Here is a 22,939-nt window from a genome sequence, read left to right as displayed (position 1 = left end):
AGTCTCGGCCCTCGGTCACCAGGTTGACCAGCGGTTTTCGCCGGGCTCAGGCGAAGTCTTCCCTGTCGACCGCCGCTTCCTCCATCGCCTTGCGGAGGGCGTCCCCGACGGTGCCCTGCTCACGGTGCGAGGAGTCGCGGCCCCCTTCGTCCTGGGATTCCTGGCGGGGTCGCCGGGTGATGTCGTCGGTCCCGGCGCTCTTTCGGCGGTCTTGTTCTGACGTGGCCATGAGTCCTCCTCGGTGCGTGGCCGGTGACGGCCATGACCTGCCCCTTTCCGGCCCTTCGGGTTCCATGCGGAATACGGCGGGCCCGTTCGCACGCCATCCGGTGCCCTGTGGTTCACGCATGGCGATCGCGCCTCGGGGCAGACGCGTGGTCAGGAGGTTGACGACATGGTTCCTTTGCTTCTTGTCCTGCTGCTGGCCCTGATCCTCTTCGGGGCCGGGTTCGCCCTCAAGGCCCTGTGGTGGATCGCCATCATCGTGCTGGTGGTGTGGCTGCTCGGCTTCGTGTTCCGGGCCGCCGAGGGCGGTGGGCGCCGCCGTTGGTACCGATGGTGACCTGACGCCTCTCCCCCGTGCCAGGGTGGGGTTCGCGCTGCCGGAAGGGCCGCGAACCTCACCCTTTGCACTGCCCGGACGCATCACGGTGGGCGCACCACGGATGGCTCGCCGGCGCCCCGTTCGCCATCAGCGGGGAACCTCCCCGGCGGGCCACACCGCCGTTGGAGTGACAACCGCTCAACGCCCCGCCACGCCGCCCGGTTTCACACCTTCTCATCAGGTTGACTCGGAATGCCGCATCGGTGGTGATGACCACCGATGCACACGGCCCTGTGAGCGGTGGGTTGCAACTGCCGGCCACCCACCGCCGCAGGCGGCCATCCGAAGGGCCCCTTGCCCTGCGCATGTTGGGCGCGAGGCTGCCGAGCCAGGCCCTCCCGTTCCAACGGCCGTGACCCCCCATCCTTCGGGAAACTCGTGCGACCCGTTCCGGGACCCGTCGCTCACCGCCGGGCCGGCCTGCGCCCTGACCAGCGGTAACACACGCTCACCCCTATGCATCCTTGATCAAGTGTGGTTTTCTCGTCGCTCGTGACCAAGGACTCGGTCGGGCGTTCGACCTGAGGGGCAACTCGCCCCAGCACAGGCCTGCCCAGGCCGTCTCCCGGGTGGCCGGCGACCGCCGGGCACTCTCTGTCCGCCGCCCGCGTCCCAGGTCTCCCCGGGCGGCCAAAAGGTACTCATACATGCGTATACGAGCCGGATGGGCCCTGGCGTTGGCCGGGCTGGTCGCCGGCGCCGTACCAGGCGCCGCGCAGGCATCCCCGAACTCCGCACCGCCCGTACCCGCCCTGGGCTCCGCCTCGCCCGGCGCGAAGGCGGTCCGCACCCTGACCCTGATCACCGGTGACAAGGTCACCGTCACCCGAGGTGCCGGCGGCGTCCCCGCGGTCAGCGTCACACGCGGCCCGGGCCGCGACCGCATCGGCTTCGACGTGTCCCACCAGTGGAAGGGCACGGACCACCACATCCTCGTGGTCCCGTCCGACGCACAGCCGCTGTTGACCGATGGGAAGCTCGACCCGCGTCTCTTCGACGTCACCGAGCAGCTCGACGCCGGCTACGACGACGCCTCGAGCGCTTCGCTGCGGCTCATCTACTCCAGCCGCAGCGCCTCTTCCTCGGCCGCTCGCGGAGCGATCCAGCGGCACGGCGCCAGGATCACCCGGACCCTGGACGTCCTCCACGGAGGCAGCCTCGCCCCGGCCAAGCGCGACGCCACCGCGTTCTGGACGTTCGTCAGCGGGACGCAGGGCCTCCGCGGCCCGCTGGACAAGCTGTGGCTCAACGGCCGCAGCCGCGTTGCCCTCGCCGAGAGCACCGCCATCATCGGCGCCCCGAAGGTCTGGGACAGCGTCGACTCCACCGGTGCGCACATCACCGGGCAGGGCGTCACCGTCGCCGACCTCGACACCGGCTACGACCCCACCCACCCCGACCTCTCGGACAAGGCCTCCACCGGCGGGACCATGGACTTCACGGGCACCGGTACGGTGGTGGACGGCAACGGCCACGGCACCCACACCGCTTCCACCATCGCGGGCACCGGCGCGGCCTCCGCCGGCAAGTACAAGGGCGTCGCGCCCGACGCCAAGCTGCTGATCGGCAAGGTCTGCACCGACGACGGCTTCTGCCCCGACGACGCCGTCATCAACGGCATGACGTGGGCGTCCGAGGCGGGCGCCAAGGCCGTCAACCTCAGCCTGGGGCAGGCCCCGTACGCGAAGACCGACCCGCTCACCGAGGCGGTCGACACGCTGACCGCCGAGCGCGGCACCCTGTTCGTGATCGCGGCCGGCAACGAAGGCGCCCCAGCGGCCGACTACTTCGGCGGCACCGTGGGCTCCCCCGGCATCGCCGACTCCGCGCTCACCGTGGGCAGCACCACCAAGCAGGACACGCTCAGCGCCTTCTCCAGCCGCGGCCCGCGGATCGAGGACTTCGCCGTCAAGCCGGACATCGTCGCGCCCGGCCAGGACATCACCGCGGCCCGCGCGGCGGGCACCACCATGGGCGACCCGGTCGGCTCCTCCTACGTCACCGCCTCCGGCACCTCGATGGCGACCCCGCATGTCACGGGAGCGGTGGCGCTGCTCGCCCAGCAGCACCCGTCCTGGAAGGCCGCCGACTTCAAGGCCGCCCTCACCAGTGCCGCCAAGGGCCTGCCCGGCCTGACCGCGTACGACCAGGGCACCGGCCGGCTGGACGTCGCCCGCGCCAGCGCGCAGAACGTACGCGCCACCTCGGGCAGCATCAGCCTGGGCAAGGCCGACTACCCGCACCAGGACGTCACCCGGACCGGCACCGTCACCTACACCAACGACGGCGCGGCCGACGTCACGCTCCACCTCTCCGTCGACGCGTACGGGCCCAGAGGCACAGCCGCCCCCGCGGGGGCCTTCGCCCTGTCGGCCGACACGGTGACCGTCCCGGCCGGCGGCACCGCCTCCGCCACCCTCACCGCCTCCGTCGACGACACGATGGCGGGCGCCTACGGCGGTTCCATCGTCGCCACCACGGAGGACGGCACCACCACGGTCCGCGACGCCTTCGGTGTCTACGCCGAGCCGCTCACCCGCGCCCTGTCGCTGACCGTCCTCGGCCTCGACGGCAAGCCCGTGGGCCCGGACATCAACGTCGCCGCCTTCGACAGCCGGACCGGTCTGCAGTACAACGCCTCCACCGACGCCGACGGCAAGGTCGCGATGCAGCTGCCCGAGAGCGAGTACGACGTCTCGGCGAGCAAGTTCGACCCCGTCGCGCAGACCTCGGTCCTCTTCTCCCGGCCCGGCGTCGACCTCACCGCCGACACCACGCTCGTCCTCGACGGCCGCACCGCGAAGCCGGTCGACCTCACCGTCGACAAGGGCACGGCGCAGAACGACGGCATCTTCGCCAGTACGACGTCGATCAGCGCGGACGGCCGTTACGGCACCCAGAAGTTCGTGCTGGGCTTCCCCGGCAGCCGCGTCTACGCCACCCCGACCACGACGAAGGTCACCAGCCACCCGTTCTGGTTCCTCGCCACCCAGCGGTGGAGCGGCACGGTCCCCAGGACCGCCACCAAGCCGGCCTGGAGCTACGCCTACAACCTGGCCGTCAACACCAAGGGCGGCATCCCGGCCACCCTCACCCGCCCGATGCACGACAGGTCCCTCGCCCGGGTCGAGGAAACCTACGCCGACCAGGGCGGCAAGCCGCTCGGGGTCCGGATCGACACCCCGGTCCCGACCTACGGCGCCATCACGTTCGTGGACGGCAACCAGGTCCCGGTCCCCGGCAGGCAGACCCGCTACTACACCGACGACTCCGCGATCGTCTGGGACCGCACCCTCGGCATGCGCGCCCAGGGTACCGCGGGCTACGACGAGATCCAGTTCGCGGGCACCACACGGTTCACCCCGGGCAAGGCCTACACCCGAGGGTGGAACCAGGGACCGCTGCGCGCCCGGTCGGTGGAGGCCCTGCGGCTCGAGGACGGGCTGTACCTCACCCCCGGCCTGTTCTCCACGGCCGCCGAGAACACCGCGACGCACTCGGGCGAGGCCCGGGACACCACGGGCTCGTCGACCTTGTACCGCGACGGCGTGAAGATCGCGTCCCTGGACTCCCTGGGCCGGCTGCAGGCGGCGGTTCCCTACGAGAAGGCGACCTACACCCTGACGTCGTCCGGCACCCGCAAGGTCGGCTGGTCGAGTCTGGGCAGCAAGGCCTCCGCCACCTGGACCTTCACCTCCGGACGCCCGACGGGCCCGGAACCGGCCGAGCTGCCGCTGATGAACGTCCGGCTGGGCGGCCCGCTGAACACCTCCGGCACCGTCACGGGCGGCCACACGTACCTCTTCACCGTCGCCGCCGAGCGCGGCAGCAAGGCCGTCACCACCTCGCTGGGCCTGCGGGTCTCCTTCGACGACGGCAGGAGCTGGAAGGCCCTCAAGGTCTGGCGCGCAGGCGACCGCGGCTTCGTGAAGCTGACCACGCCCTCGGCCGGCGGTTACGCCTCGATCCGCCTCACCGCCAAGGACGCGGCGGGCGACGCCGTCGACCAGACGGTCATCCGTTCCTTCCGGATAGCCCCCCGACGGTAGGGGGACTCCCGCACGAGGCGGCCTCGCCGACGGCCGGAAACCGTGGGCGAGGCCGCTTCGTGTCCGTGCTGCTTCGGCAGCACCAAGGTCAGCCGCGGACGATGTTCTCCGCCTGCGGGCCCTTCTGCCCCTGCGTCACGTCGAACGTGACACGCTCACCCTCCACGAGCTCGCGGTATCCGGTGCTCTGGATGTTGGAGTAATGGGCGAACACGTCCGGCCCACCGTCCTGTGCGATGAAGCCGAAGCCCTTCTCCGAGTTGAACCACTTCACAACGCCAGATGCCACTGAGTTCGTCCTTTTCATGCTGCTGAGGCGCGCCCTTGGTGCGCCGGCGGACCCCCGTAGTCGGGCCACCAGGGCACTAATTACCGCATGTCCCTGCCACAGCGCTACCGAATACGCCGATGCAGGACCAAGTGGTCGCTCGAGTGGCCTGCCACCGCGCACCGGGAACGTACCGTCCCGGGTGGTGCGCAATCGGGATGATCGGGGCGCGGGTCAGAGAGCCGCTTCGGCCAGTTCCATCAGCGAGGCGTCGACGGATTCGGCGCTGCGGCGCGCGGCGGTGACCCCGGGCATGATGTCGGCCGCGAAGAACTCCGCGGCCGCGATCTTGCCGGTGTAGAACGTCTTGTCCTCGGCGGACGCGTGCGCCAGTCTCGCCTGCGCCACGGCCGCGCCACGGAGCAGCAGGTAGCCGACGAGCACGTCACCGGACGCCATCAGCAGGCGGGTGGTGTTCAGGCCCACCTTGTAGATGGACTTCACGTCCTGCTCGGTGGCGGCGAGGTCGGTCAGCATGACGCCGACGATGGCCTCCAGATCGGCCGCGGACTGGGCGAGCTGCTCGCGGAGCGGCGGCCAGCTCGTCACCGCCGGTCCCGGCCGCCAGGAACCGCTTGATCTCCTCGGTGAGGGTGGTCAGCGCGGCGCCCTGGTTACGGACGATCTTCCGGAAGAAGTAGTGCTGGCCCTGGATCGCCGTGGTGCCCTCGTAGAGGGTGTCGATCTTGGCGGCTGCTCGTAGCCCTTCTCGGAGCCGTAGCCCTTGACGATCGGCAGCAGCAGGTCGTTGACGCTGTGCAGGGCCGAGGCGTCCTCGCCGGCCGCTTCCTCGACCTCGATCCCGTCCTGCACGGTGGCGGTGTGGAGGACCAGCGCGCGCATGCCCTTGACGTAGAGGCCCAAGAGACAGGCCCCCGGCGCTTCACAGCGGCGGGGGCCCGGCTCTCGGCCGAGGGGACGTCTGGGGGAGGTCGACGGACCCTCATGCACGAGACGATCCTTGTCCCTGCCGGCCACGGCTGCCAGGCGGGAGGCCCAGTCGGGTGAGGGGCCGGGAGGTGCGAGCTTCCCGCTTCGGCCCCGTGCCGAACCACCCGCTCCTTCCACGACGGTGCCGATCAGCGAGAGCGACCACTGGTGGTGCGGTCGGGGTGGCGGGATGTACGGCGGGCCTCTTTCATCTGGGCCTCGTAGAGATGGTCGCGCCCCTCGGCGAGGTCGTCGACCAGGCGGCGTTCCAGATCTGCGAAGGGTCGGTAGTAGGTGCGGTTGTAGGCCTCGATGATCTCGAAGGTCCAATGCCCGGGGAGGACATCGCGTCCCAGGAGCTCGCGCTCGACGGCGTCGGCTTGCGCCTCATGACCGGCCTCTCGCAGCAAACGGACAGCACGGTCCAGTTCAAGGTCCGCAGTGCCGGTCAATTGATGGAAGCCGTACAGGTGACCGCGGGCGCGCTCGGTGGTCTCCAACGCCTTCGACAAGGACCCGAGGGCCTCGACCGTGAGGTCGCTCATCCCCGTCGGACGCCGGTGCGCCGCGTCCTGCGGCTCCCGCTCCACCTCTGGTTGTTTGCTCACCCCTGCCGTATGCCACGCGAGAGGGCAGATGTATCCCTCGCCTCACCCGCAGGGCGGTGTCGCCATGCCCTCCCCCCATGCAGTTCGCGTGACAGCGGCGCGCAGAAGCCTGGCGGGGCCGCTCGGCCGTGTGGCAACCGCCGTACGCAACGGTCCACCGCCACCCCATAGACTGGGAGCCGGTCAAAACCACGCTGGCACCTGGCGGGCGCCGACTGCGGCGGGACCGCATCCGGCACGGGAAACGGCTGTCCAGCCCTGCCCCGGATCGTCGGGACGCCCGCGGACACTCCACAGACGGCACAAGAGGTCCGACGCCATTTTCGGAGGAGTTGCGATGCAGGTGGCCGTCGTCACGTTCGACGGGTTCAACGAGCTCGACAGCTTCATCGCCGCCTCGTTGATCAACAGGTGCCGCAAGGACGGCCTGGAGGCCTTCATCACGACACCGACGCCGGTGGTCACCTCGATGAACGGCGTCGAGGTGACCGGGCAGCGCCCGATGGAATTCGTGCGCGAGGCCGACGTCGTACTCATCGGAAGCGGCGTGAGGACGCGCGACGTGGTCGCCGACGACCGGTTGCCCTCGATGCTGCCGCTCGACCCTTCGCGACAGCTGATCGGTTCGCAGTGCTCCGGCGCGCTGGTGCTGGCGCGCCTCGGGTTGCTGGGTGACATGCCGGCGTGCACCGACAACAAGAGCCGGCCTTTCGTCGAGGCCTGCGGCGTCACCGTGCTGGACGCGCCGTTCCACGCCGAGGGGAACATCGCCACGGCAGGCGGCTGCCTGGCGTCCCAGTACCTCGCCGCATGGGTGATGACCCGGACGCTCGGGGAGGACGCGGCGCGCGGCGTCATCGACTACGTGGCTCCGGTCGGTGAGAACCAGGAGACCGTCGAGCGCGCCATGCGGGCGGTCCGCGCAGGCGAGGTCGCACTGCACTGACACCCCACGGGTCCGCGGGCTTCACGCCTGAGGGCCCGAGGGCGCGCGGCCGCTCAGGCCATGCCCGCCGCGTCCAGCATGGCCGCGGCGGTGGCGACGGCCAGCCCGCCCAGACCTTGGGCCTGCGCTACGGCGCGGGAGCTTGATCCGTCGAAGGCGATGGTGAGCTGGCGGGCCAGCACATCCGGATCGTGCGCGTCACCGCGGCTCGCCTCCTCACGGAAGAAGTCGGTGAGCGCGTCCTTGTAGCGTCGCGCCACCACCCTGGCGGGGTGGACGGGGTCCTTGAGTTCGAACGCGGTCGCCAGGAAGGGGCAGCCCAGGTACTCCGGGGACGCGGACAGCGACTCGAGCCGTTCGAAGACGTGCATGATGCGGTCGCGCGGTGGCAGTTCGGCCCCGGGAGCGGGCAGCAGCTGGGCCAGGTAGCCGGACCCCGCCCGCTCCAGGCTGGCCGCGAGGACGTCGTCCTTGCTCGTGAAGAGCTGGTACATCGACCGCTTGGAGACTCCGGCCGCCCGGCATAGCGCCTCGACACCGATGTTCACGCCCTCCCGGTAGAAGAGCGCGGCTGCGGCGTCGAGGAGCCGCTCACGGCTCGGGCTCGTCGCAGTCGCAGTCGTACCTGCGGTCGCAGCCGCCGTCGCGGACTCGGACGAGGCCGATGCGGTCGAAGTCATACGCCACAGGCTACGCCCGCTGCTTGCCAGGAGGAAACCGATCGGTTTACGGTACAGAAAACCGATCGGTTTCCGCCATCGGCCGCAACGCAACTGGGAGCAGCTCATGACCGCAATCGCAGGTTCGACCGTCCTCGTCACCGGGGGCAGCCGGGGCATCGGCAAGGCCCTGGTCGAGTCCCTGTACGCCCGGGGCGCCAAGAAGGTCTACGCCACCGCCCGCGACCCCCGCAGCGTCACCCATCCCGGCGCGGTCGCGCTGCCCCTGGAGGTCACCGATCCCGCGTCGGTCGCCGCCGTGGCGGCACAGGCACAGGACGTCACCATCCTGGTCAACAACGCCGCGGCGGCCGTCGCGGCGTCCTTCCTGACCTCCCCGGTGGACGACGTCCGCCGCGAGTTCGAGACGAACTTCTACGGCCCCCTGGAGATGACCCGGGCCTTCGTCCCGATCATCGAGGCCAACGGTGGCGGCCATCTGCTCAACGTGCACTCCGTCCTGTCGTGGGTCGCTCTCGCCGGTTCCTACAGCGCCTCCAAGGCAGCGCTGTGGTCCCAGACCGACTCGCTGCGTCTGGAGCTGAAGCCACGCGGTGTCAACGTGACCGGGCTGCACGTCGGTTACGTCGACACCGACCTGGCGGCGCACATCGACGCCCCGAAGTCGTCGCCGGAGAGCGTCGCCGAGCAGGCGCTGGACGGCATCGAATCCGACGCCTACGAAGTGCTGGCCGACGAGCTGTCCCACCAGGTCAAGGCGGGCCTGGCGGCCGGCCCCGCCGCCCTGTACCCGCAACTCGCTTCCTGAGCGAACGCCCCGGCGGCCGACCAGCGGAAAGGCGTCGGCCCCGGCGGCGTCGTATCGTCAACGTGTAGGAGCTTCCTCACCGAACGAGGTCGGTGAGATGGACACCTTGGATGGGGCGTTCCCCGCCCGCACCCCGGCCCTCGACGGAGGCCCGGCGGCCTTCGTGGTGGACGCGGCGGGCCTGGTGTGCGGATGGAGTCCGGCGGCCGAGCGTCTTCTGGGGTACGAGACTCCCGAGGTCGTGGGCAGACCGGTCGGCGAGCTGTGCCCGGTGCTTCCGTGGGGCTCCCTCCGCCGGCTGGTGCCGGCCGCGGAGGCCAGCAGTACCCCCTGGCTCCCGGTCGTCCTCATGCACCGGCTCGGCCGTGCTGTGCCCGTCGCGCTCATGGCCTGTTCCGTGACCTCCGCCCTTCCGGGCAGCGAGCGAACGGTGATCCTGGCGACCGCCGGTCCGCTGCCCCAGATCTCGGAGGACGATGCGGCGCGCAGCCTGCTCGACCAGCACGAACACCTTGCGGCGGTCGGCCTGAGAAGGCGCATGGAGGCCGCTCACGCGCCGGACCACAGCGCGGCCGAGATCACCCGCTCGTACGTGCCCGCCCGCAGTGGCACGGGGGTGAGCGGCTCGTGGAGCGACGCCGTCCCGTTGTCCGGCATGCGGGTCGCCTTCAGCGTCGGTGACGTCCTGGTCTCCGGGGTACAGGCCACCGTCTGCATCGGGTTGATCGGCGCCGCGGCCCGGGCCCTGTCGGAACTCGATCTCGCACCCGAGGAAGTCCTCGCCCGGCTGGACGACATCGTGTCGCGCTATGCCACGGGCGAGCCCGACCGGTGGTCCACGTGGTTCGTGGAACGACTGGTCGGCGCGACGTTCCTCTACGCGGTGTGGGACCCGGTCGGGCGCCGCTGCGTCCTGGCCAGCGCGGGCCATCCCCCGCCCGCCGTGGCCGGTCCGGGCGCATCCGTCCACGTCCTCGAACTGCCGGGCAACCGGCCCTTGGGCATGGGCGAGCCGGTCTTCGAACCCCTGGACCTGAAGCTCGCCGAAGGCAGCACCCTGCTCTTCCACACGGGCAGCCTGGTGCGCGCGTGCGGCAGCGACGACGCTGTCCCCCGGCTGCTGCGGACCGCCATGCGGCGCAGCGGCCGGTCGGTCGAGGACGTCTGCCGGGCCACCGCGGACATCGCGGCGCCGCTCCTGGCGGCCGAGGACGACCTGTCGCTCCTCGTGGTCCGCACGCACGGACTCAGCGTCGACCACGTCGTCACCTGGGAGCTGCCGCGCGACCCTGCCGGTGTCGCGGGCGCCCGCTCTCTGGTGGTGCGGCAACTCGACCAGTGGGGCATCGGTGACCTCGGCTTCACCACGGAGCTGATCGCGAGCGAACTGGTCACCAACGCCATCCGCTACGGCCGTGAGCCGATCCGGCTGCGGCTGATCCACGACCGGACCCTGATCTGCGAGGTGTCCGACGGCAGCAGCACCTCCCCGCACATCCGCCGGGCGAACACCAGCGACGAGGGAGGGCGCGGCCTGTTCCTCGTGGCCGAATGCTCGCGGTGCTGGGGGGTGCGGTACACCGGCCAGGGCAAGACCATCTGGGCCGAACAGGCGCTCGCAGGCCGCGCGGCTCGGACGTGAAGCGGTTCGGCGATGAGCTCCCGGGCGGCCTCGTCGAGTTCGCCGAGATCGCCGACGTCAGCACGGTCGCGCCGACACTTCCGGGCCGTCGTCAGGCGCGTTCGGCGCTGCGATCCCCGCCATCTCGCGGCGAGCCGCGAGGGGCGAGGGGCTAGGAGCGAGGAGCGCATGATCACCCGTGCAACCGGCGCAGAGCGGGTTCATCGGCGCCGTTTTAGACTGTGATCTCGGGCGTCACGGCGTTTCCCACGTCGCGTATTCGGGTCGCAAGCCGGGTGCGCCGTGCCACCACGCTCGCGCTGTGCCCATTCCATCGCGACGCACCAAGCGAAGAGCCCCGTCCCCAGGCAAGGGAGTGCACTTCAACCTCATCGGTCACATTGGTGCGCAGGTGCCGGCATCTGCGACGAGACAGGAGCGAGGAAACGATGGACGTCCAAGCGAACACCTACGCGCCGGACGAGACAGCCCTGCTGATCATCGACCCGTACAACGACTTCCTGTCCGAGGGCGGGAAGCTGTGGCCGGCCGCCAAAGAGGTGGCGGAAGGCATCGGCCTGCTCGACAACATGCGCGCCATGCTCGGTGCGGCACGTGACCTGGGCTTCCACGTCTTCATCGTGCCTCACCACCAGACGACGCCCGACGACTACCGCACGTGGGACCACCTCTCCCCCACCCAGCAGCGCGTCGTGGAGGGGCAGACCTTCGCCGCCGGCAGCTGGGGAGCGGAGTGGCACCCCGACTTCGTGCCGCGCGAGGACGAGCTGGTCATGCGCCAGCACTGGGCCTCGAGCGGCTTCGCCAACACCGACCTGGACATGCTGCTCAAGCAACACCGCATCCAGAAGGTCATCTTCATCGGCATGAAGGCCAACACCTGCGTCGACACCACCGCGCGCTTCGGCCAGGAACTCGGCTACCACGTCACGCTCATCCGCGACGCCATAGGAGCCTTCAACTGGGACGAGATGAAGGCGACGTTCGACATCAACGGTCCCGCGTACGCGCACGCCATCCTCACGACCGACGAATTCCTGACGATCGTGGGCAAGCAGCCCCAGGCGATGGCCATGTGACCTCGCTGGGGAGACAGACCGGGCGACCGCCACGGGCCTGCCTGCGCACAACGGCGGTCAACTGCCGTTCGGAGCAGGACGGCTGCGCAGACGGAAGGTGCGGCGGTAGGTGTCGGGAGGTACGCCGACCGTGCGGTGGAAGTGCCGGCGCAGCGTCGTGGCGGTCCCCATGCCGGTGGCCGCCGCGATGGAGTCGACGCTGTCGTCGGTGGTCTCCAGCAGCACCTGGGCGTGCCGGATCCGCTGGGTGAGCAGCCACTGCAGTGGCGTGGTGCCGGTCACCGACCGGAAATGGCGTCCCAGGTTCCGTGGGCTCATCCGTGCCCGGCGGGCCAGGTCCTCCACGGTCAGGGGCTGGTCGAGCCGTTCGATCACCCAGGGGAACAGTTCGGCGAGCGGGTGGTTGTCCGGGGCGGGCGCCGGGGCCGTGACGAACTGGGCCTGTCCGCCGTCCCGGTGCGGTGGCACGACCAGGCGGCGGGCGACGGCGTTGGTGACCGACGAACCGTGGTCCAGGCGGACGATGTGCAGGCACAGGTCCATGGCGGCGGCCTTGCCCGCGGAGGTGAGCACGCTGCCGTTGTCCACGTAGAGGACGTCCGGGTCCACCGTCACTTTCGGGTAGCGGGCGGCCATGACCTCGGTGTGCGCCCAGTGAGTGGTCGCGCGTCTCCCGTCGAGCAGGCCCGCGGCCGCCAGTACGAACGCGCCGGTGCACAGGGAGGCCACACGCGCGCCCGCCTCGTGGGCCGCGCGCACCGCGTCGACCAGGTCGGCGGGCGGGTCCTCGTCGACGTCGGCCCAACCCGGGACGATCACGGTGTCGGCGCCCGGGAGCCGGTCGAGGCCGTGATCCGGCTCCAGCGCGAACCGGCCGGCCCGCACGGCGCCCGGCCCGCAGACGACCAGGTCGTACCAAGGACCTGCCAGGCCGTCCGGGGCGGAGCCGAAGACCTCGTACGCGAGGGAGAGTTCGAAGTGCAGCATCCCGTCGGTAACGGCCAGCGCCACAGTGCCCATGTCCGGAATTGTACGAGGCATGGCGTTCCGGACACTCACGTTCCGGTGCCCGCCCCGGACAGGATGTTCCTCGGCCTATCGCAACGGATCATCCAATACGGGGGAGGAACCCATGGGTTCAGGGCTCGAGGTGGCGGTGTTCGGCGCGTACGGACACACCGGGCGCTTCGTGGTGGCGCATCTGCGGGATCGCGGGTTCGTCCCGGTGCTTTCCGGGCGCGACGCCGACAAGTTGAAGGAGCTCGCGACATCCGGACCCGGGCTGGACTCCCACCAGGCGTCGGTCGACGACCCGGCTTCCCTCGACCGCGCACTTGCCGGTACGGCTGCCGTGGTCAACTGCGCCGGGCCCTTCGCGACGACGGCCGCCCCCGTGATAGAGGCGGCACTGCGCGCCGGAATCCCGTACGTGGACGTGGCCGCCGAGATCGAGGCCAACGCCGATACGTTCGCGCACTTCAACGACCGCGCCCGCGCGGCGGGGACTGTGATCGTCCCCGCCATGGCCTTCTACGGCGGCCTCGGCGACCTGCTGACGACCGCCGCCATGGGCGACTGGACGACGGCGGACGAGGCGCACGTCGCCTACGGGCTGGACAGCTGGCACCCCACCGCCGGCACGCGTGCCGCGGGCGCGGTCTCCCGGCAGCGGCGGGGCGGGCGACGCGTCCGCTTCACGAACGGGCAGCTGGAGTACCGCGACGACGCCCCGCCGACCCTGACGTGGCCCTTCCCCGAGCCGATGGGCCCCCGCACCGTCATCGGGGAGTTCACCATGGCTGACGTCGTCACCGTTCCCAGCCACCTGTCCATCCCCGAAGTGCGCACCTACATGACGACCGAGGCGGCCACGGACCTGGCCTCCCCGGACACACCGTCGCCGGCCCCCGTCGACGAGCGCGGGCGGTCCGCGCAGACCTTCCTCGTCGACGTCGTCGTACGCTCCAAGGACGGCGAACGGCGCGCCACGGCCAAGGGCCAGGACATCTACGCCGTCACCGCGCCGCTGGTCGTGGAAGCGGTCGACCGCATCCTCTCGGGACGGACCACGACGGTCGGTGTCGCCTCCGCCGGAGCGATCTTCGACGCGCCCGACTTCCTCCGCGCGCTGTCCCGGTACATGTCCGTGGACCTGGACGCGTAGCGGTCTGAACCGGTGGCTCCCTGCGCTGCGCCCCCGTTCGGGGGGGGCGTGACGTGCACCCCTAAGCTCGACCCCATGACCGCGTTCGACGACCTCACCCGCCTCGTCCCTCCGCCGTCGCAACCGCTGTGGGCGAACGGAGACTGGAATGAGGTGGAGGCAGCACTCGGCAGGGAGCTCCCCTCGGACTTCCAGCAGTTGGTCGAAGCCTACGGGGCCTACCACTTCGCCGACTTCTTGACGCCGCTGACGCCCTTCGGCGGGCGGGACCTGCTCGTCGGCCCGGCGAAGCGGCTGCTGGACCAGGAACGCAACTTCCGGGACAGCCACCCCGAAGACTGCCCCTACCCCTTCTACCCCGAGCCGGGCGGACTCCTGCCGTGGGCAGGAACCGACAACGGGGACCGCGTGTGCTGGCTCACCGACGGGAAGCCGGACGAGTGGACGGTCGTCTGCTGGAATCCGCGAGGCTGGTATTACGACGCCCACCCCGTGGGTGCGGTCGAGTTCCTGGTCGGATGGCTGTCGGGCCGCATCAGCACCCACGTCTTTCCTGACGCCGCCGAGTTCGGCGAGGAGGACTGATGCGCTGCCGCGTTGGCCGTGAGCGCCACCGCGTCGGACGAGCCGGCCGTTGAAGCGGCCTCCAGCAGCTGGGACGTCCATGCCTGGATACGCGCCCTAGGGGGCGAGGCCTGCCGTGGGGCGCTGAACCTCCAGTAGGACCGCTGTCCCGGCCACTGTTCGGTCCTCGTGCATGGTGAGCACTTGCCCGGGCTGAACGCGTTGCCACTGCGACGGGTCGAGAGGGGCGAGCCGGATCGTGGCTCGCCCCCCTGGCCCCAGCGAGGGGGCGAACTCCACCCATATGGCCGCGATATTGAGGGCTGGTTGGCCGGAGGGGCTTCGATTGCCGACGTCCCACATCGGTTTCAGGACCCCGGCTCCGGAGAAGGACGTCTGCCGGCGTGCCTCACTGGCCGGTCGGAGGGTGAGGTCAGCGCGGATGATCCCGTTGCTCGTTTCATAGCAGCGCCAATGGCACCAGGCAGTGCTCCTCTCCAGGTGCATCTGTTCGGCAGCACTCGCCAAGGTCTCCCAGAAGCTGAGCGGAAGGGGGCCCACGTCACCAAGCTCTTCCAGTAGGTGAAGGGCCATTTCCCACTCATCGTGGATGAGGTAGTCCCAGACGTCATCCACCGTGATGTCGTTTTCGGTGGCGATCTCTTTAGGTACCAGCAGTGAAGCGGCTTCCAGCATCTCGGGGACGTCCATGCCTAGATTCTGGCCGCCCGCTCGCAGCCCGGGCTACGCACCTCCGCCTCAAGTGGTCCCGGCCGGTGGCGGCCTCCTGGACGTGAGGGCGGAGCCGACGCACTGCCGGGTCGGCTCACCGAAGACGGCGTTGGGGTCACATCCACAGCACGCCGTCGTCCTCGTGCTCACGGACGCGGTGAGCGATCATGCGGCGGAGGAGGTCGGTCGGCACCGGGCTCCCGTACGGGAGCCTGACAGTGCCCTTGCCGGTTCCGAAATCCGTGAGTTCGGCGTCGAAGGCTTCGCGGGTACTGGGGGTGAACGCGAAGTTCGCGTGCTTCGCGTGGCCGCTGATCACGAACAGGATCGTTCCCGACGGGTGCACCCACGCAGGGTGGCCCCATTTGACCGCCTCGTTCGCCTCCGGCACCGTCTCACGCGCCAGCACATGCAGCTACTCCAGCAGCTCGCGGGCCTGGCCGCCGAAGCCCTCGATGTACTCGTCGATCGTCTGGGGCCTGCTCATGACATCAGTCTGGCAGGCGGCGCGCCCGGCTGGTCCCCGCCACTGCGGGTGGACGGACGAGGGCGCCGCACCGCTCCTTCTCTCCGGCAGGGTCCGGATCCCGTCGCCGGAAGGCTTTCGAGGCTCCCGGCCGCGGCGCGGCTGCTGAGCGGCCCTCGCGCAAAATCGCTGTCACAGGCGGGAAAGCGGTCTTGTCGTCTTTGTGGACAGTCCCCGCTTGGAGGAACGCATGAGGCCAAACCGCCCACACCTGCCCCCGGGCGTCGAGCGGTCCTCGCGCGAGGACACCGTGATCATCTGCTCGTCGCCATGAAAGGCCTTCTGTGAACCGTCCCTCTCAGTACCGGAACGTCAGGACCCCCCTCTCCCCCATGGCCGCGGTGTCCGCTACCGCCGGTCTCCTCTCGGTGGCCGTGGATCCCGCGGAAGCCGTGAAGGAAAAGGAGGGTGGTTCGATGCAGGACGGCAAGCCGACGGTCGTCCTCGTCCACGGCGCATTCGCCGACTCCTCGAGCTGGAACGACGTGATCAAGCAGCTGAGGCGACACGGCTACCCGGTGGTGGCCGCGGCCAATCCGCTGCGCGGACTGGCCGGTGACGCCGCCCACACCAGGAGCCTCTTGGCGAGCATCGCCGGTCCCGTGGTCCTCGTCGGCCATTCCTACGGCGGTGCCGTCATCACCAATGCCGCCCACGGCTGCGACCAGGTCAAGGCGCTGGTGTACATCGCCGCCTTCATCCCGGACGAGGACGAGAGCGCCGACGACCTGGCGAGGAGGTTCCCGGGCAGCTCGCTCGCCGACGCGCTGCGTCCCGTCCCGTGCACCCTGCCCGACGGCTCCCCGGGTGTCGACCTCTACATCGACCAGGACAAGTTCCACCATCAATTCGCCGCGGACGTCCACCCGTACACCACGAACCTCATGGCGGCCACCCAGCGCCCCGTGACCGTCGCCGCGCTCGAGGAGCCTTCGGGCGAACCCGCGTGGAAGACGATCCCCTCCTGGACGCTGGTGGCCGGCGAGGACCTCAACATCCCGCGTGAGGCCCAGATGTTCATGGCCAGGCGCGCCGAGTCCCACATGGTCGTGATCCACTCGTCCCACGCCCCGAGCGTGTCCCACCCGGGTGACGTCGCCGACATCATCGAGCGGGCGGCGCGCTCGGTCCGCTGAGCGAGCGGCTCCACGGGCGGGGCGCTGACGTGACTCCCCTCTCGTCGCCGCACGAGCCATCGCCATCGCCATCGCCATCGCCAACCGCACGTCCATCCTGGCCCCACCCGTCATCGACGAAGAGGAAGAACTCCCGTGCCGTACACCCCCAACGCCGGCCCCTACGACAGTCTCACCCCGGACAACGCGATCGTCCTGCTGATCGACCACCAGATCGGCCTGATGCAGCTCATCGACGACATGTCCCCGGAGACGGCGAAGAACAACGTCGTCGGGCTCGCCCGGGCAGCGAAGACCCTGGGCCTGCCCGTCATCCTCACCACCAGCCGCGACTGGGGTCCGAACGGGGCCCTGCTGCCCGAGCTGGCCTCGCTGTTCCCCGACGCGGAGGTCATCCGCCGACCCGGCGTGATCAATGCCTACCGGTGGCCCGCCTTCCGCGAAGCACTGGAGGCCACCGGCCGGAAGAAGGTCATCATCGCGGGGGTCACCGACGCCACCTGCCTGTCGTTCCCCGCTTTGGACATGGTCCTGGACGGCTACGAGGTGCATGCCGTCATCGACGCCTCCGGCGCCGAGGCACCCGGCGAGATCGTCCGCGACGCGGTCGTGGCGAACCTCTCGCGGGCCGGAGTGCACATCAAGTCGTGGTTCGGCGTGGTCGCCGAACTCATCGCCGACTGGCGCCGCGACGAGGCGAAGGGCTGGCCGCTCGCCGTGGGTGCGGTCCACGACCACCTGCCCAGCTGGGGATACCTCCTGGACACCGACATGGCCTACGGGACCGGCCGGATGACGCCTCCGGAGTGGTTCGTGACGGGCCGGTCCGAGCCGACCGGCCGCACTGCGGCGGTCGGCACCGCGGAGCGTGGCGACTGACCGGGTCCGCCGGCCACGGGTCGGAGCGGCCGCCCTTGGCCGTCGCCTTACTGCTGCGCCGGACGCACCGGCGCGCGTACATCGTGCACGCGCCGGGTACGCAGAGGACCGGCCGTGCGCAGGCCCATCCGTGGTGACCGTCGGGTGCGGGCCGTGGAGGTCACGCCGCAAGGAGCCGGGGTTGCCGACGCGGTGCATGCGGCCGTCGAGCAACCGGCCGGGTGCATGGTCACCGAACTGAGCCCGGGCGAGCGCGCGCCGTTCGGCGATCTGCCCATGCGCGTCGCCCGGCCCACGAGCGGCGCGACGTAAGCACGCCGGATCGCCTTGCAGGTGTGCGCACTTCCCTCACCTCAGTAAAAAAAACGAATGTTCGGCTTGACGTGAGACCACTTGTGCCACAGGATGGGCACCGCAAAACGGAATGGTTGTTCTCGGAAAGGGTGGAGGTGCCGTGGAAACCGTGCACACCTTGGGGTCGGCACTGACCGCATGCCGGGTTGCGCGGGATGGCGGGGCTCCCGCCTCACCTTTGCCAACCGGACCCACCCCGCCCGGCACCGTGGCCTTCGTGCTCCAGGGCGGTGGCAGCCCCTGTGCTTCGCAGGTCGGTGCCTTGCGGGCGCTCACACAGGCGGGCATCACGCCCGATCTCATAGTCGGGTCCTCGGCCGGCGCGCTCAACGGCGCCGCTTTCGCGGCCGACCCGACCGCCGAGGGCGTCGACCGGCTGGAAACGCTGTGGCTCACCATCAAGCGGCGGCATGTGGCGCCGATTTCGCCATGGACCGTGATCCGGGCCGCGCTGGGTCACGCCGAGGCCGCGGTGTCGAGCAACGCGCTGCGGCGGGTACTGAGGTCCGGGGACGGCGTCGACCGCCTCGAAGACGTCGCCGTGCCGGTGCACGTCGTGGCGACCGACGTGGAGAGCGGCGCTGCGGTGGTCCTCTCCCGGGGCGACGCCGTATCGGCCCTGCTGGCCTCAGCGGCCGTCCCGGGCCTGTACCCCCCTGTGCGCGTCGGGCAGCGTCACCTCATCGACGGCGCAGTATCGGCGGACACCCCCGTCCTCCAGGCAGAGGCACTGGGTGCGACGACCATCTACCTCCTGCCCGCCGCCGTTTCCGAACAGACCGGCCGCCGGGCACGGACGGCCCTGCTCGCCGCCTACCAGGCGGTGGGAAAGATGCTGGAGGAGCGGGAACGCCGGGACGTGGCGGCGGTGCGCGGGTCGGTTCTACGGCTGCCGGCCGCCACCACGCCCGTGGTCAGCCTCATCGACTTCCACGAGACCCCGCGGCTGCTCCAGGCGGGCTACTCGCTCACCCGGGACTGGCTCGCCCGGCAGCCCGCGGCGATGGCCTGAGGACGTCCGATGGCCAACACGGCCCGCTTCGTCAGGCGGTTGCTTCCCCGCGCCTCGCGTCCACGGAACAGCCGCGCACCGCGGTGGTGGGCGGAACTGCTGCTGGTCGGGGTGCTGTACGCGGTCTACGAAACCACCCGCGGGCGGCAGCGGGGCTGGGACGCCACCGCGGACAACAACGGCCGGACCATCCAGCGCTGGGAGAACGCCGTGCACATGGCCCCGGAGCAGTCCCTCAATCAGGTGCTGCACCAGTTGCCGGTCCTGGCCGTCGCCGCCGCGTACTGCTACGCCACGCTGCACTACGTCGTCACGCCTGCCGTCCTCATATGGCTCCACCGCAGGCACCCCACGCACTACCGCGGCGCACGCACCTGGCTCGCCACGGTGACACTGGCCGCACTCGTCGCGTACTGGCGGTTCCCGACCACGCCGCCCCGCCTGCTGAGCGACGGCGGCATCCACGACATCGTGGCCGACGTCGAGCATTGGGGGTGGTGGGGCGGCGAGACCAGCGCGCCGCAGGGGCTCGGCAGCCTCGTGAACGAGTACGCGGCCATGCCGTCGCTCCACGTCGGCTGGGCGGTGTGGTCGGGGTGGCTCCTCTTCCGGCATTCCCGCCGGAAGACGCTGCGGGGCTGCGGCCTCGCCTACCCCGTGCTGACCAGTCTCGTGGTCGTCGCGACGGGCAACCACTATCTCGCCGACGCCGTCGCGGGCGCACTCCTCATCGTGCTCTTCGGCTCGTTGACCGCTCTCGTGTCCGCCGAACGTTCCGCGCGGAGCGGCGCACGCCGTGTCCGGGCGGGCCACCCGGATCCCCACTCGCAACTCCCCCCAAGGTAGTCCGACATGCCCCACTCCCCCCTACCCTCGCCTCCGGGCGACGGAGAACGCCCGGGCGTCGCGCGCACGACGCCCGACAGCGGACATGGCACCGGGAAGGCCGGTGGCTGGCTGCGCAGCCGGCGCCCGGGTCGGACCGCCTCACACCTCACGTTGCACTTGGGGGAAGTCTTCCTCGTCGGCGAAGACGCCGAGGGACCGACCGGGGGCCTGGTGCGGTTTCGGATATCGGACGCCGTCGAGGAGGGTCGGCCGCGACGCTCGTGGTGGCCCCGGACGGACGTGGGGCGCCACCTCGCCGGGTCCACGGGGGAGCTCCGGCTGGTCCGGAACCACGGCCACGACGGGACCACCGCCCCGCAGGCACTCATAGCCGTACTCACGCTCAACGGCATCACCGACGTCGTCCCCCTCGTACGGTTCGACATCGCGCACACGCTCCCGCACGTCGCCGACGCGGACTCGGGCCGTGCCGTGGCCGTCGGCGTCGACGTGCACTTCTTCGCGGGTCTGTGGGATCTGCCGATCCCGGCCCGCACGAAGTGCCGCGTGCACCTGGAGGGCTCGGCCCGGCTGCTGCCCGACTGGCCGGGGCGATGAGCGAGGAGGACGGGACCGAGGCCGACGACCCGGCGACGGGGCCGGGCGACCGGGCGGGCCACGCCCACCACCTGTGCGGCACGCTCACCGCGCTACCGCGCCTGCGGCGACGTGCCGCGCTGATCGTGGGCGCCATCGCGGTGTTGCTGGGCGCGGACGGGGACCTGGTCCTCACCCTCCACGACGGCGGGATACCCGCCGGAGACACCACGACGGTCCGGAAGACGTAGCCGAGCAGGTCCCGCCCGGTGCGGCACCTTTGCGACAAAAAGAAAACGAATGTTCGGCTTGACGTTTTCCCGCGACAACCCCACACTGGGACAGTAAATAAAATGATCATTCGTCTTTGTGGAGGCATGGCGTGAAAAAGCCATCGACGGGGCTGCAGTCATGGCACCGGACCGTCATCGCGACCTTGGCGTTGCCCTTGGTGATCTCTCTGGCCGTGATGGCGTTCGCGTGGCCCGCGTCGCGGATCGCGCCCCGCGATCTACCCGTAGGGGTCGTCGGCACCAGCGCGGCCAGCCAGAAGGCGGTCGAGGGACTGACGCACGGCAAGCCGGGCGGATTCGACTTCCACCTCTACGCGGACCAGGCATCGGCGCGCTCAGCGATCAAGCACCGGGAGATCTACGGCGCCTTCGTCGTCACTCCGGGCCACGTCACCGTGCTGGAGGCCACCGCCGCGAGCATGCCCGTCGCCCAGCTGCTGACCACGTCCGGTCAGCATCTGGCGGACGAGGCGGCGAAGGCGGCGGCGAAGGACCCGACGCCACCGGGCGGCGCGTCCGTCCGGTCCACCGCCCCGAAGAAGGCCGCCGCGAAGAAGGCCGCCGCGAAGAAGATCACCAAGGTGAAGGTGAAGACGGTCGACATCGTCCCGATCTCCGCGAGCGACCCGCGCGGCGTCGTCTTCGTTTCGGCCCTTCTCCCGCTCACCGTGTGCAGCATCATGATCGCGGCGCTCGTCGCGCTGACACCCGGTCACGTCTCGGTACGCCGCAGGCTGGTCGACCTGGTCGCCGCGTGCGCCGTGACGGGACTCGCCGCCTACCTCATCGCCCAAGGCCTTCTCGGTGCCCTGCCGCACCAGCCCGTGGCCACCTGGGCGGCCCTGTCCCTCACCCTGCTCGCCATCAGCGCGACCAGCTTCGGCCTGGTCACCCTCATCGGTCCCCCCGGGCTCGGACTCAGCGTCGCACTCATGGTCTTCGTGGGGAACCCCTTCTCCGGCAGCACGTCCGCACCGGAACTGCTGCCCAAGGCCGTGGACGAAATCGGCCAGTGGCTCCCGCCGGGTGCCGGCGCGGGCCTTCTGCGCAGCACGGCGTACTTCGACGGGAACGCATCCGCGGGACACATCGTCGTCCTCGCCCTGTGGAGCACCCTGGGCCTGGCCGCAGCCCTCCTCGGGGGCCGACGACGCTCCGCGGTCGCGAACGGCACCTTGGGGGACGACCGGCTCGGTGCCGACGACACGAGTGCGGTCGCCCCGGACACGGCCGGAACCACGACGACCGTGACGCCCGCACCGGTGTTCCGCACGCACTCGCACGCCCGGCACGCCGCCCACGGATGAGGAAGGCGGCTCGTCCTCGCCTCCGCGCGGGAGACGGCGACAGCCGGCCAACGCACCGAACGCAAGGAAAAGAACCATGTCGTCGAAGTCCGCGGAGCGCGCCGAGGACCTGATGGACGCACAAACGACGTTCCACGACGTCCGCAACATCACGTTCGGGATCGCCTACCGGATGCTCGGCAACATCGGCGACGCCGAAGACGTCCTCCAGGAAGCCTGGATCCGCTGGCAGACCTACGACCGCTCCAAGGTGCAGAACCCCGATGCCTTCCTCACCACGATGGTGACCAGGCTGACGATCAACGTGCTGCAATCCGCGAGGGTCCGCCGGGAGAACTACGTCGGCCACCGGCCGCCGGAGTCGATCGACCCCATGAGCGATCCCGCACTGGGCACCGAGAAGGCGGAAGCGCTGAAGGTCGCGGTGCTGATGCTCATGGAGAGGCTCACGCCCGCGGAACGGGCGGCGTACGTGCTCCGCGAGGCGTTCGAGTACCCCTACGGGCAGATCGCAGAGGTCATCGGGCAGTCCCAGGTCAACGTGCGCCAACTGGTGAGCCGCGCCCGCAAGCGACTGGCCGCGCAGAAACGGGCCAGCGTCTCGGCCGCCGACCACCAACGGTTCCTCGTCACCTTCCTGGTGGCGGCCCGGGCGGGGAACGTCGCCCCACTCGAAAGGCTGTTCGCGGAGGACGTCGCCTGCCCAGGCGGAGGGGTGGTGCGGGCGGAGGGGCAACCACGCCTGCGAATGGGTCTTTTGACGAGGCGTCCCGCATCCGCGTGACCATACGGGGTGGGCAGTCCCCTGGCTCCGATGACACGTGAAGGACGCCGACGTGGTCGTCACCATGGTCCCCGCCTCCCCCCAGGTGG

Annotated in this window: 24 protein-coding genes and 1 pseudogene; 17 read left to right on the top strand and 8 right to left on the bottom strand. The window is 70.4% G+C overall.

All coding sequences use genetic code 11. The features are described from left to right. Window positions 1-46: 46 nt before the first annotated feature. On the bottom strand, window positions 47-229 hold the full coding sequence (locus ABZ312_RS35885; protein ID WP_500329131.1) for a hypothetical protein: 183 nt from the start codon (window positions 227-229) through the stop codon (window positions 47-49). Window positions 230-394: 165 nt separating this feature from the next. On the opposite strand from ABZ312_RS35885, the gene ABZ312_RS35880 reads away from it, so the two are divergent. Together ABZ312_RS35880 and ABZ312_RS35875 are read left to right on the top strand one after the other, a co-directional pair. Continuing rightward, window positions 395-562 (top strand): DUF5670 family protein, encoded by a 168-nt coding sequence (locus ABZ312_RS35880; protein WP_018561957.1) that lies wholly within the window; start codon window positions 395-397, stop codon window positions 560-562. Between the two features lie 689 nt (window positions 563-1,251). Next, window positions 1,252-4,653, top strand: coding sequence for a S8 family serine peptidase (locus ABZ312_RS35875; RefSeq protein WP_500329132.1), 3,402 nt, complete (start codon window positions 1,252-1,254; stop codon window positions 4,651-4,653). 88 nt (window positions 4,654-4,741) lie between these two features. On the opposite strand, the gene ABZ312_RS35870 is transcribed toward ABZ312_RS35875, so the two are convergent. The 3 genes and pseudogenes from ABZ312_RS35870 to ABZ312_RS35860 form a co-directional block, all read right to left on the bottom strand. Next, the gene (locus tag ABZ312_RS35870; RefSeq protein WP_499509724.1) at window positions 4,742-4,942 is read right to left on the bottom strand and encodes a cold-shock protein; all 201 of its coding nucleotides are present in this window, start codon (window positions 4,940-4,942) and stop codon (window positions 4,742-4,744) included. A gap of 213 nt (window positions 4,943-5,155) precedes the next feature. Next, window positions 5,156-5,914: pseudogene (locus ABZ312_RS35865) on the bottom strand (acyl-CoA dehydrogenase C-terminal domain-containing protein); the annotation flags it as partial. Window positions 5,915-6,060: 146 nt separating this feature from the next. Then, window positions 6,061-6,456, bottom strand: a complete 396-nt coding sequence (locus ABZ312_RS35860; protein ID WP_500329219.1) for a hypothetical protein — start codon at window positions 6,454-6,456, stop codon at window positions 6,061-6,063. 400 nt (window positions 6,457-6,856) lie between these two features. On the opposite strand from ABZ312_RS35860, the gene ABZ312_RS35855 reads away from it, so the two are divergent. Then, on the top strand, window positions 6,857-7,465 hold the full coding sequence (locus tag ABZ312_RS35855; RefSeq protein ID WP_500329133.1) for a type 1 glutamine amidotransferase family protein: 609 nt from the start codon (window positions 6,857-6,859) through the stop codon (window positions 7,463-7,465). Window positions 7,466-7,518: 53 nt separating this feature from the next. On the opposite strand, the gene ABZ312_RS35850 is transcribed toward ABZ312_RS35855, so the two are convergent. Continuing rightward, a complete protein-coding gene (locus ABZ312_RS35850; RefSeq protein WP_500329134.1) occupies window positions 7,519-8,145 on the bottom strand; it encodes a TetR/AcrR family transcriptional regulator in 627 nt (208 codons plus the stop codon). A gap of 106 nt (window positions 8,146-8,251) precedes the next feature. Here ABZ312_RS35850 and ABZ312_RS35845 point away from each other — a divergent pair, with 106 nt between their 5' ends. From ABZ312_RS35845 to ABZ312_RS35835, 3 genes are all read left to right on the top strand, one after another. Beyond that, window positions 8,252-8,953 (top strand): SDR family oxidoreductase, encoded by a 702-nt coding sequence (locus tag ABZ312_RS35845; RefSeq protein WP_500329135.1) that lies wholly within the window; start codon window positions 8,252-8,254, stop codon window positions 8,951-8,953. A 97-nt stretch (window positions 8,954-9,050) separates the two neighbouring features. After that, window positions 9,051-10,595 (top strand): SpoIIE family protein phosphatase, encoded by a 1,545-nt coding sequence (locus tag ABZ312_RS35840; protein WP_500356271.1) that lies wholly within the window; start codon window positions 9,051-9,053, stop codon window positions 10,593-10,595. Window positions 10,596-11,023: 428 nt separating this feature from the next. Further along, window positions 11,024-11,674 (top strand): cysteine hydrolase family protein, encoded by a 651-nt coding sequence (locus ABZ312_RS35835; protein ID WP_500329137.1) that lies wholly within the window; start codon window positions 11,024-11,026, stop codon window positions 11,672-11,674. Window positions 11,675-11,731: 57 nt separating this feature from the next. On the opposite strand, the gene ABZ312_RS35830 is transcribed toward ABZ312_RS35835, so the two are convergent. Further along, window positions 11,732-12,694, bottom strand: coding sequence for a helix-turn-helix domain-containing protein (locus tag ABZ312_RS35830; protein ID WP_500439522.1), 963 nt, complete (start codon window positions 12,692-12,694; stop codon window positions 11,732-11,734). Between the two features lie 112 nt (window positions 12,695-12,806). Here ABZ312_RS35830 and ABZ312_RS35825 point away from each other — a divergent pair, with 112 nt between their 5' ends. Beyond that, entirely contained in the window at window positions 12,807-13,838 is a 1,032-nt protein-coding gene (locus ABZ312_RS35825) for a saccharopine dehydrogenase family protein (RefSeq protein ID WP_500329139.1), read from the top strand. Window positions 13,839-13,913: 75 nt separating this feature from the next. Continuing rightward, window positions 13,914-14,423 carry an SMI1/KNR4 family protein gene (locus ABZ312_RS35820; RefSeq protein WP_500329140.1) on the top strand — a complete coding sequence of 170 codons (510 nt, stop codon included), beginning with the start codon at window positions 13,914-13,916 and terminating at the stop codon, window positions 14,421-14,423. 96 nt (window positions 14,424-14,519) lie between these two features. On the opposite strand, the gene ABZ312_RS35815 is transcribed toward ABZ312_RS35820, so the two are convergent. Next, window positions 14,520-15,113, bottom strand: a complete 594-nt coding sequence (locus tag ABZ312_RS35815) for a hypothetical protein (protein WP_500329141.1) — start codon at window positions 15,111-15,113, stop codon at window positions 14,520-14,522. Between the two features lie 136 nt (window positions 15,114-15,249). Beyond that, entirely contained in the window at window positions 15,250-15,543 is a 294-nt protein-coding gene (locus ABZ312_RS35810; RefSeq protein ID WP_500439520.1) for an iron chaperone, read from the bottom strand. Between the two features lie 533 nt (window positions 15,544-16,076). Between ABZ312_RS35810 and ABZ312_RS35805 the strand changes: the two genes are divergently transcribed. The 9 genes from ABZ312_RS35805 (at window position 16,077) to ABZ312_RS35765 (ending at window position 22,850) form a co-directional block, all read left to right on the top strand. After that, on the top strand, window positions 16,077-16,796 hold the full coding sequence (locus ABZ312_RS35805; RefSeq protein WP_500439518.1) for an alpha/beta fold hydrolase: 720 nt from the start codon (window positions 16,077-16,079) through the stop codon (window positions 16,794-16,796). A gap of 135 nt (window positions 16,797-16,931) precedes the next feature. Then, window positions 16,932-17,675 carry an isochorismatase family protein gene (locus tag ABZ312_RS35800; RefSeq protein WP_500329144.1) on the top strand — a complete coding sequence of 248 codons (744 nt, stop codon included), beginning with the start codon at window positions 16,932-16,934 and terminating at the stop codon, window positions 17,673-17,675. A 114-nt stretch (window positions 17,676-17,789) separates the two neighbouring features. Then, window positions 17,790-17,987, top strand: a complete 198-nt coding sequence (locus ABZ312_RS35795; protein WP_500329145.1) for a winged helix DNA-binding protein — start codon at window positions 17,790-17,792, stop codon at window positions 17,985-17,987. 112 nt (window positions 17,988-18,099) lie between these two features. Continuing rightward, window positions 18,100-19,041, top strand: coding sequence for a patatin-like phospholipase family protein (locus ABZ312_RS35790; protein ID WP_500329146.1), 942 nt, complete (start codon window positions 18,100-18,102; stop codon window positions 19,039-19,041). 9 nt (window positions 19,042-19,050) lie between these two features. Beyond that, window positions 19,051-19,887 (top strand): phosphatase PAP2 family protein, encoded by an 837-nt coding sequence (locus ABZ312_RS35785; RefSeq protein ID WP_500329147.1) that lies wholly within the window; start codon window positions 19,051-19,053, stop codon window positions 19,885-19,887. Window positions 19,888-20,169: 282 nt separating this feature from the next. Next, a complete protein-coding gene (locus tag ABZ312_RS35780) occupies window positions 20,170-20,487 on the top strand; it encodes a hypothetical protein (protein ID WP_500439517.1) in 318 nt (105 codons plus the stop codon). Further along, a complete protein-coding gene (locus tag ABZ312_RS35775; protein WP_500329149.1) occupies window positions 20,484-20,717 on the top strand; it encodes a hypothetical protein in 234 nt (77 codons plus the stop codon). Before ABZ312_RS35780 ends, ABZ312_RS35775 begins: the two co-directional genes overlap by 4 nt. Before the next feature lie 131 nt (window positions 20,718-20,848). Next, window positions 20,849-22,066 (top strand): ABC transporter permease, encoded by a 1,218-nt coding sequence (locus ABZ312_RS35770; protein ID WP_500439516.1) that lies wholly within the window; start codon window positions 20,849-20,851, stop codon window positions 22,064-22,066. 76 nt (window positions 22,067-22,142) lie between these two features. Further along, a complete protein-coding gene (locus ABZ312_RS35765; protein ID WP_500439514.1) occupies window positions 22,143-22,850 on the top strand; it encodes a sigma-70 family RNA polymerase sigma factor in 708 nt (235 codons plus the stop codon). Window positions 22,851-22,939: the final 89 nt, after the last annotated feature.

Source organism: Streptomyces sp. NPDC006207 (assembly GCF_040613835.1).
Taxonomy (GTDB): domain Bacteria; phylum Actinomycetota; class Actinomycetes; order Streptomycetales; family Streptomycetaceae; genus Actinacidiphila.
Note: the sequence above shows the minus strand (reverse complement) of the source record. Positions and strands in the feature narration are given on the sequence as shown.

Bases quoted from the DNA above. Each gene is read 5' to 3' on its own strand.
- ABZ312_RS35885 (WP_500329131.1), bottom strand. From the start codon at position 229: ATGGCCACGTCAGAACAAGACCGCCGAAAGAGCGCCGGGACCGACGAC.
- ABZ312_RS35880 (WP_018561957.1), top strand. From the start codon at position 395: ATGGTTCCTTTGCTTCTTGTCCTGCTGCTGGCCCTGATCCTCTTCGGG.
- ABZ312_RS35875 (WP_500329132.1), top strand. From the start codon at position 1,252: ATGCGTATACGAGCCGGATGGGCCCTGGCGTTGGCCGGGCTGGTCGCC.
- ABZ312_RS35860 (WP_500329219.1), bottom strand. From the start codon at position 6,456: ATGAGCGACCTCACGGTCGAGGCCCTCGGGTCCTTGTCGAAGGCGTTG.
- ABZ312_RS35855 (WP_500329133.1), top strand. From the start codon at position 6,857: ATGCAGGTGGCCGTCGTCACGTTCGACGGGTTCAACGAGCTCGACAGC.
- ABZ312_RS35850 (WP_500329134.1), bottom strand. From the start codon at position 8,145: ATGACTTCGACCGCATCGGCCTCGTCCGAGTCCGCGACGGCGGCTGCG.
- ABZ312_RS35845 (WP_500329135.1), top strand. From the start codon at position 8,252: ATGACCGCAATCGCAGGTTCGACCGTCCTCGTCACCGGGGGCAGCCGG.
- ABZ312_RS35840 (WP_500356271.1), top strand. From the start codon at position 9,051: ATGGACACCTTGGATGGGGCGTTCCCCGCCCGCACCCCGGCCCTCGAC.
- ABZ312_RS35835 (WP_500329137.1), top strand. From the start codon at position 11,024: ATGGACGTCCAAGCGAACACCTACGCGCCGGACGAGACAGCCCTGCTG.
- ABZ312_RS35830 (WP_500439522.1), bottom strand. From the start codon at position 12,694: ATGGGCACTGTGGCGCTGGCCGTTACCGACGGGATGCTGCACTTCGAA.
- ABZ312_RS35825 (WP_500329139.1), top strand. From the start codon at position 12,807: ATGGGTTCAGGGCTCGAGGTGGCGGTGTTCGGCGCGTACGGACACACC.
- ABZ312_RS35820 (WP_500329140.1), top strand. From the start codon at position 13,914: ATGACCGCGTTCGACGACCTCACCCGCCTCGTCCCTCCGCCGTCGCAA.
- ABZ312_RS35815 (WP_500329141.1), bottom strand. From the start codon at position 15,113: ATGGACGTCCCCGAGATGCTGGAAGCCGCTTCACTGCTGGTACCTAAA.
- ABZ312_RS35805 (WP_500439518.1), top strand. From the start codon at position 16,077: ATGCAGGACGGCAAGCCGACGGTCGTCCTCGTCCACGGCGCATTCGCC.
- ABZ312_RS35790 (WP_500329146.1), top strand. From the start codon at position 18,100: ATGGTTGTTCTCGGAAAGGGTGGAGGTGCCGTGGAAACCGTGCACACC.
- ABZ312_RS35785 (WP_500329147.1), top strand. From the start codon at position 19,051: ATGGCCAACACGGCCCGCTTCGTCAGGCGGTTGCTTCCCCGCGCCTCG.
- ABZ312_RS35775 (WP_500329149.1), top strand. From the start codon at position 20,484: ATGAGCGAGGAGGACGGGACCGAGGCCGACGACCCGGCGACGGGGCCG.
- ABZ312_RS35765 (WP_500439514.1), top strand. From the start codon at position 22,143: ATGTCGTCGAAGTCCGCGGAGCGCGCCGAGGACCTGATGGACGCACAA.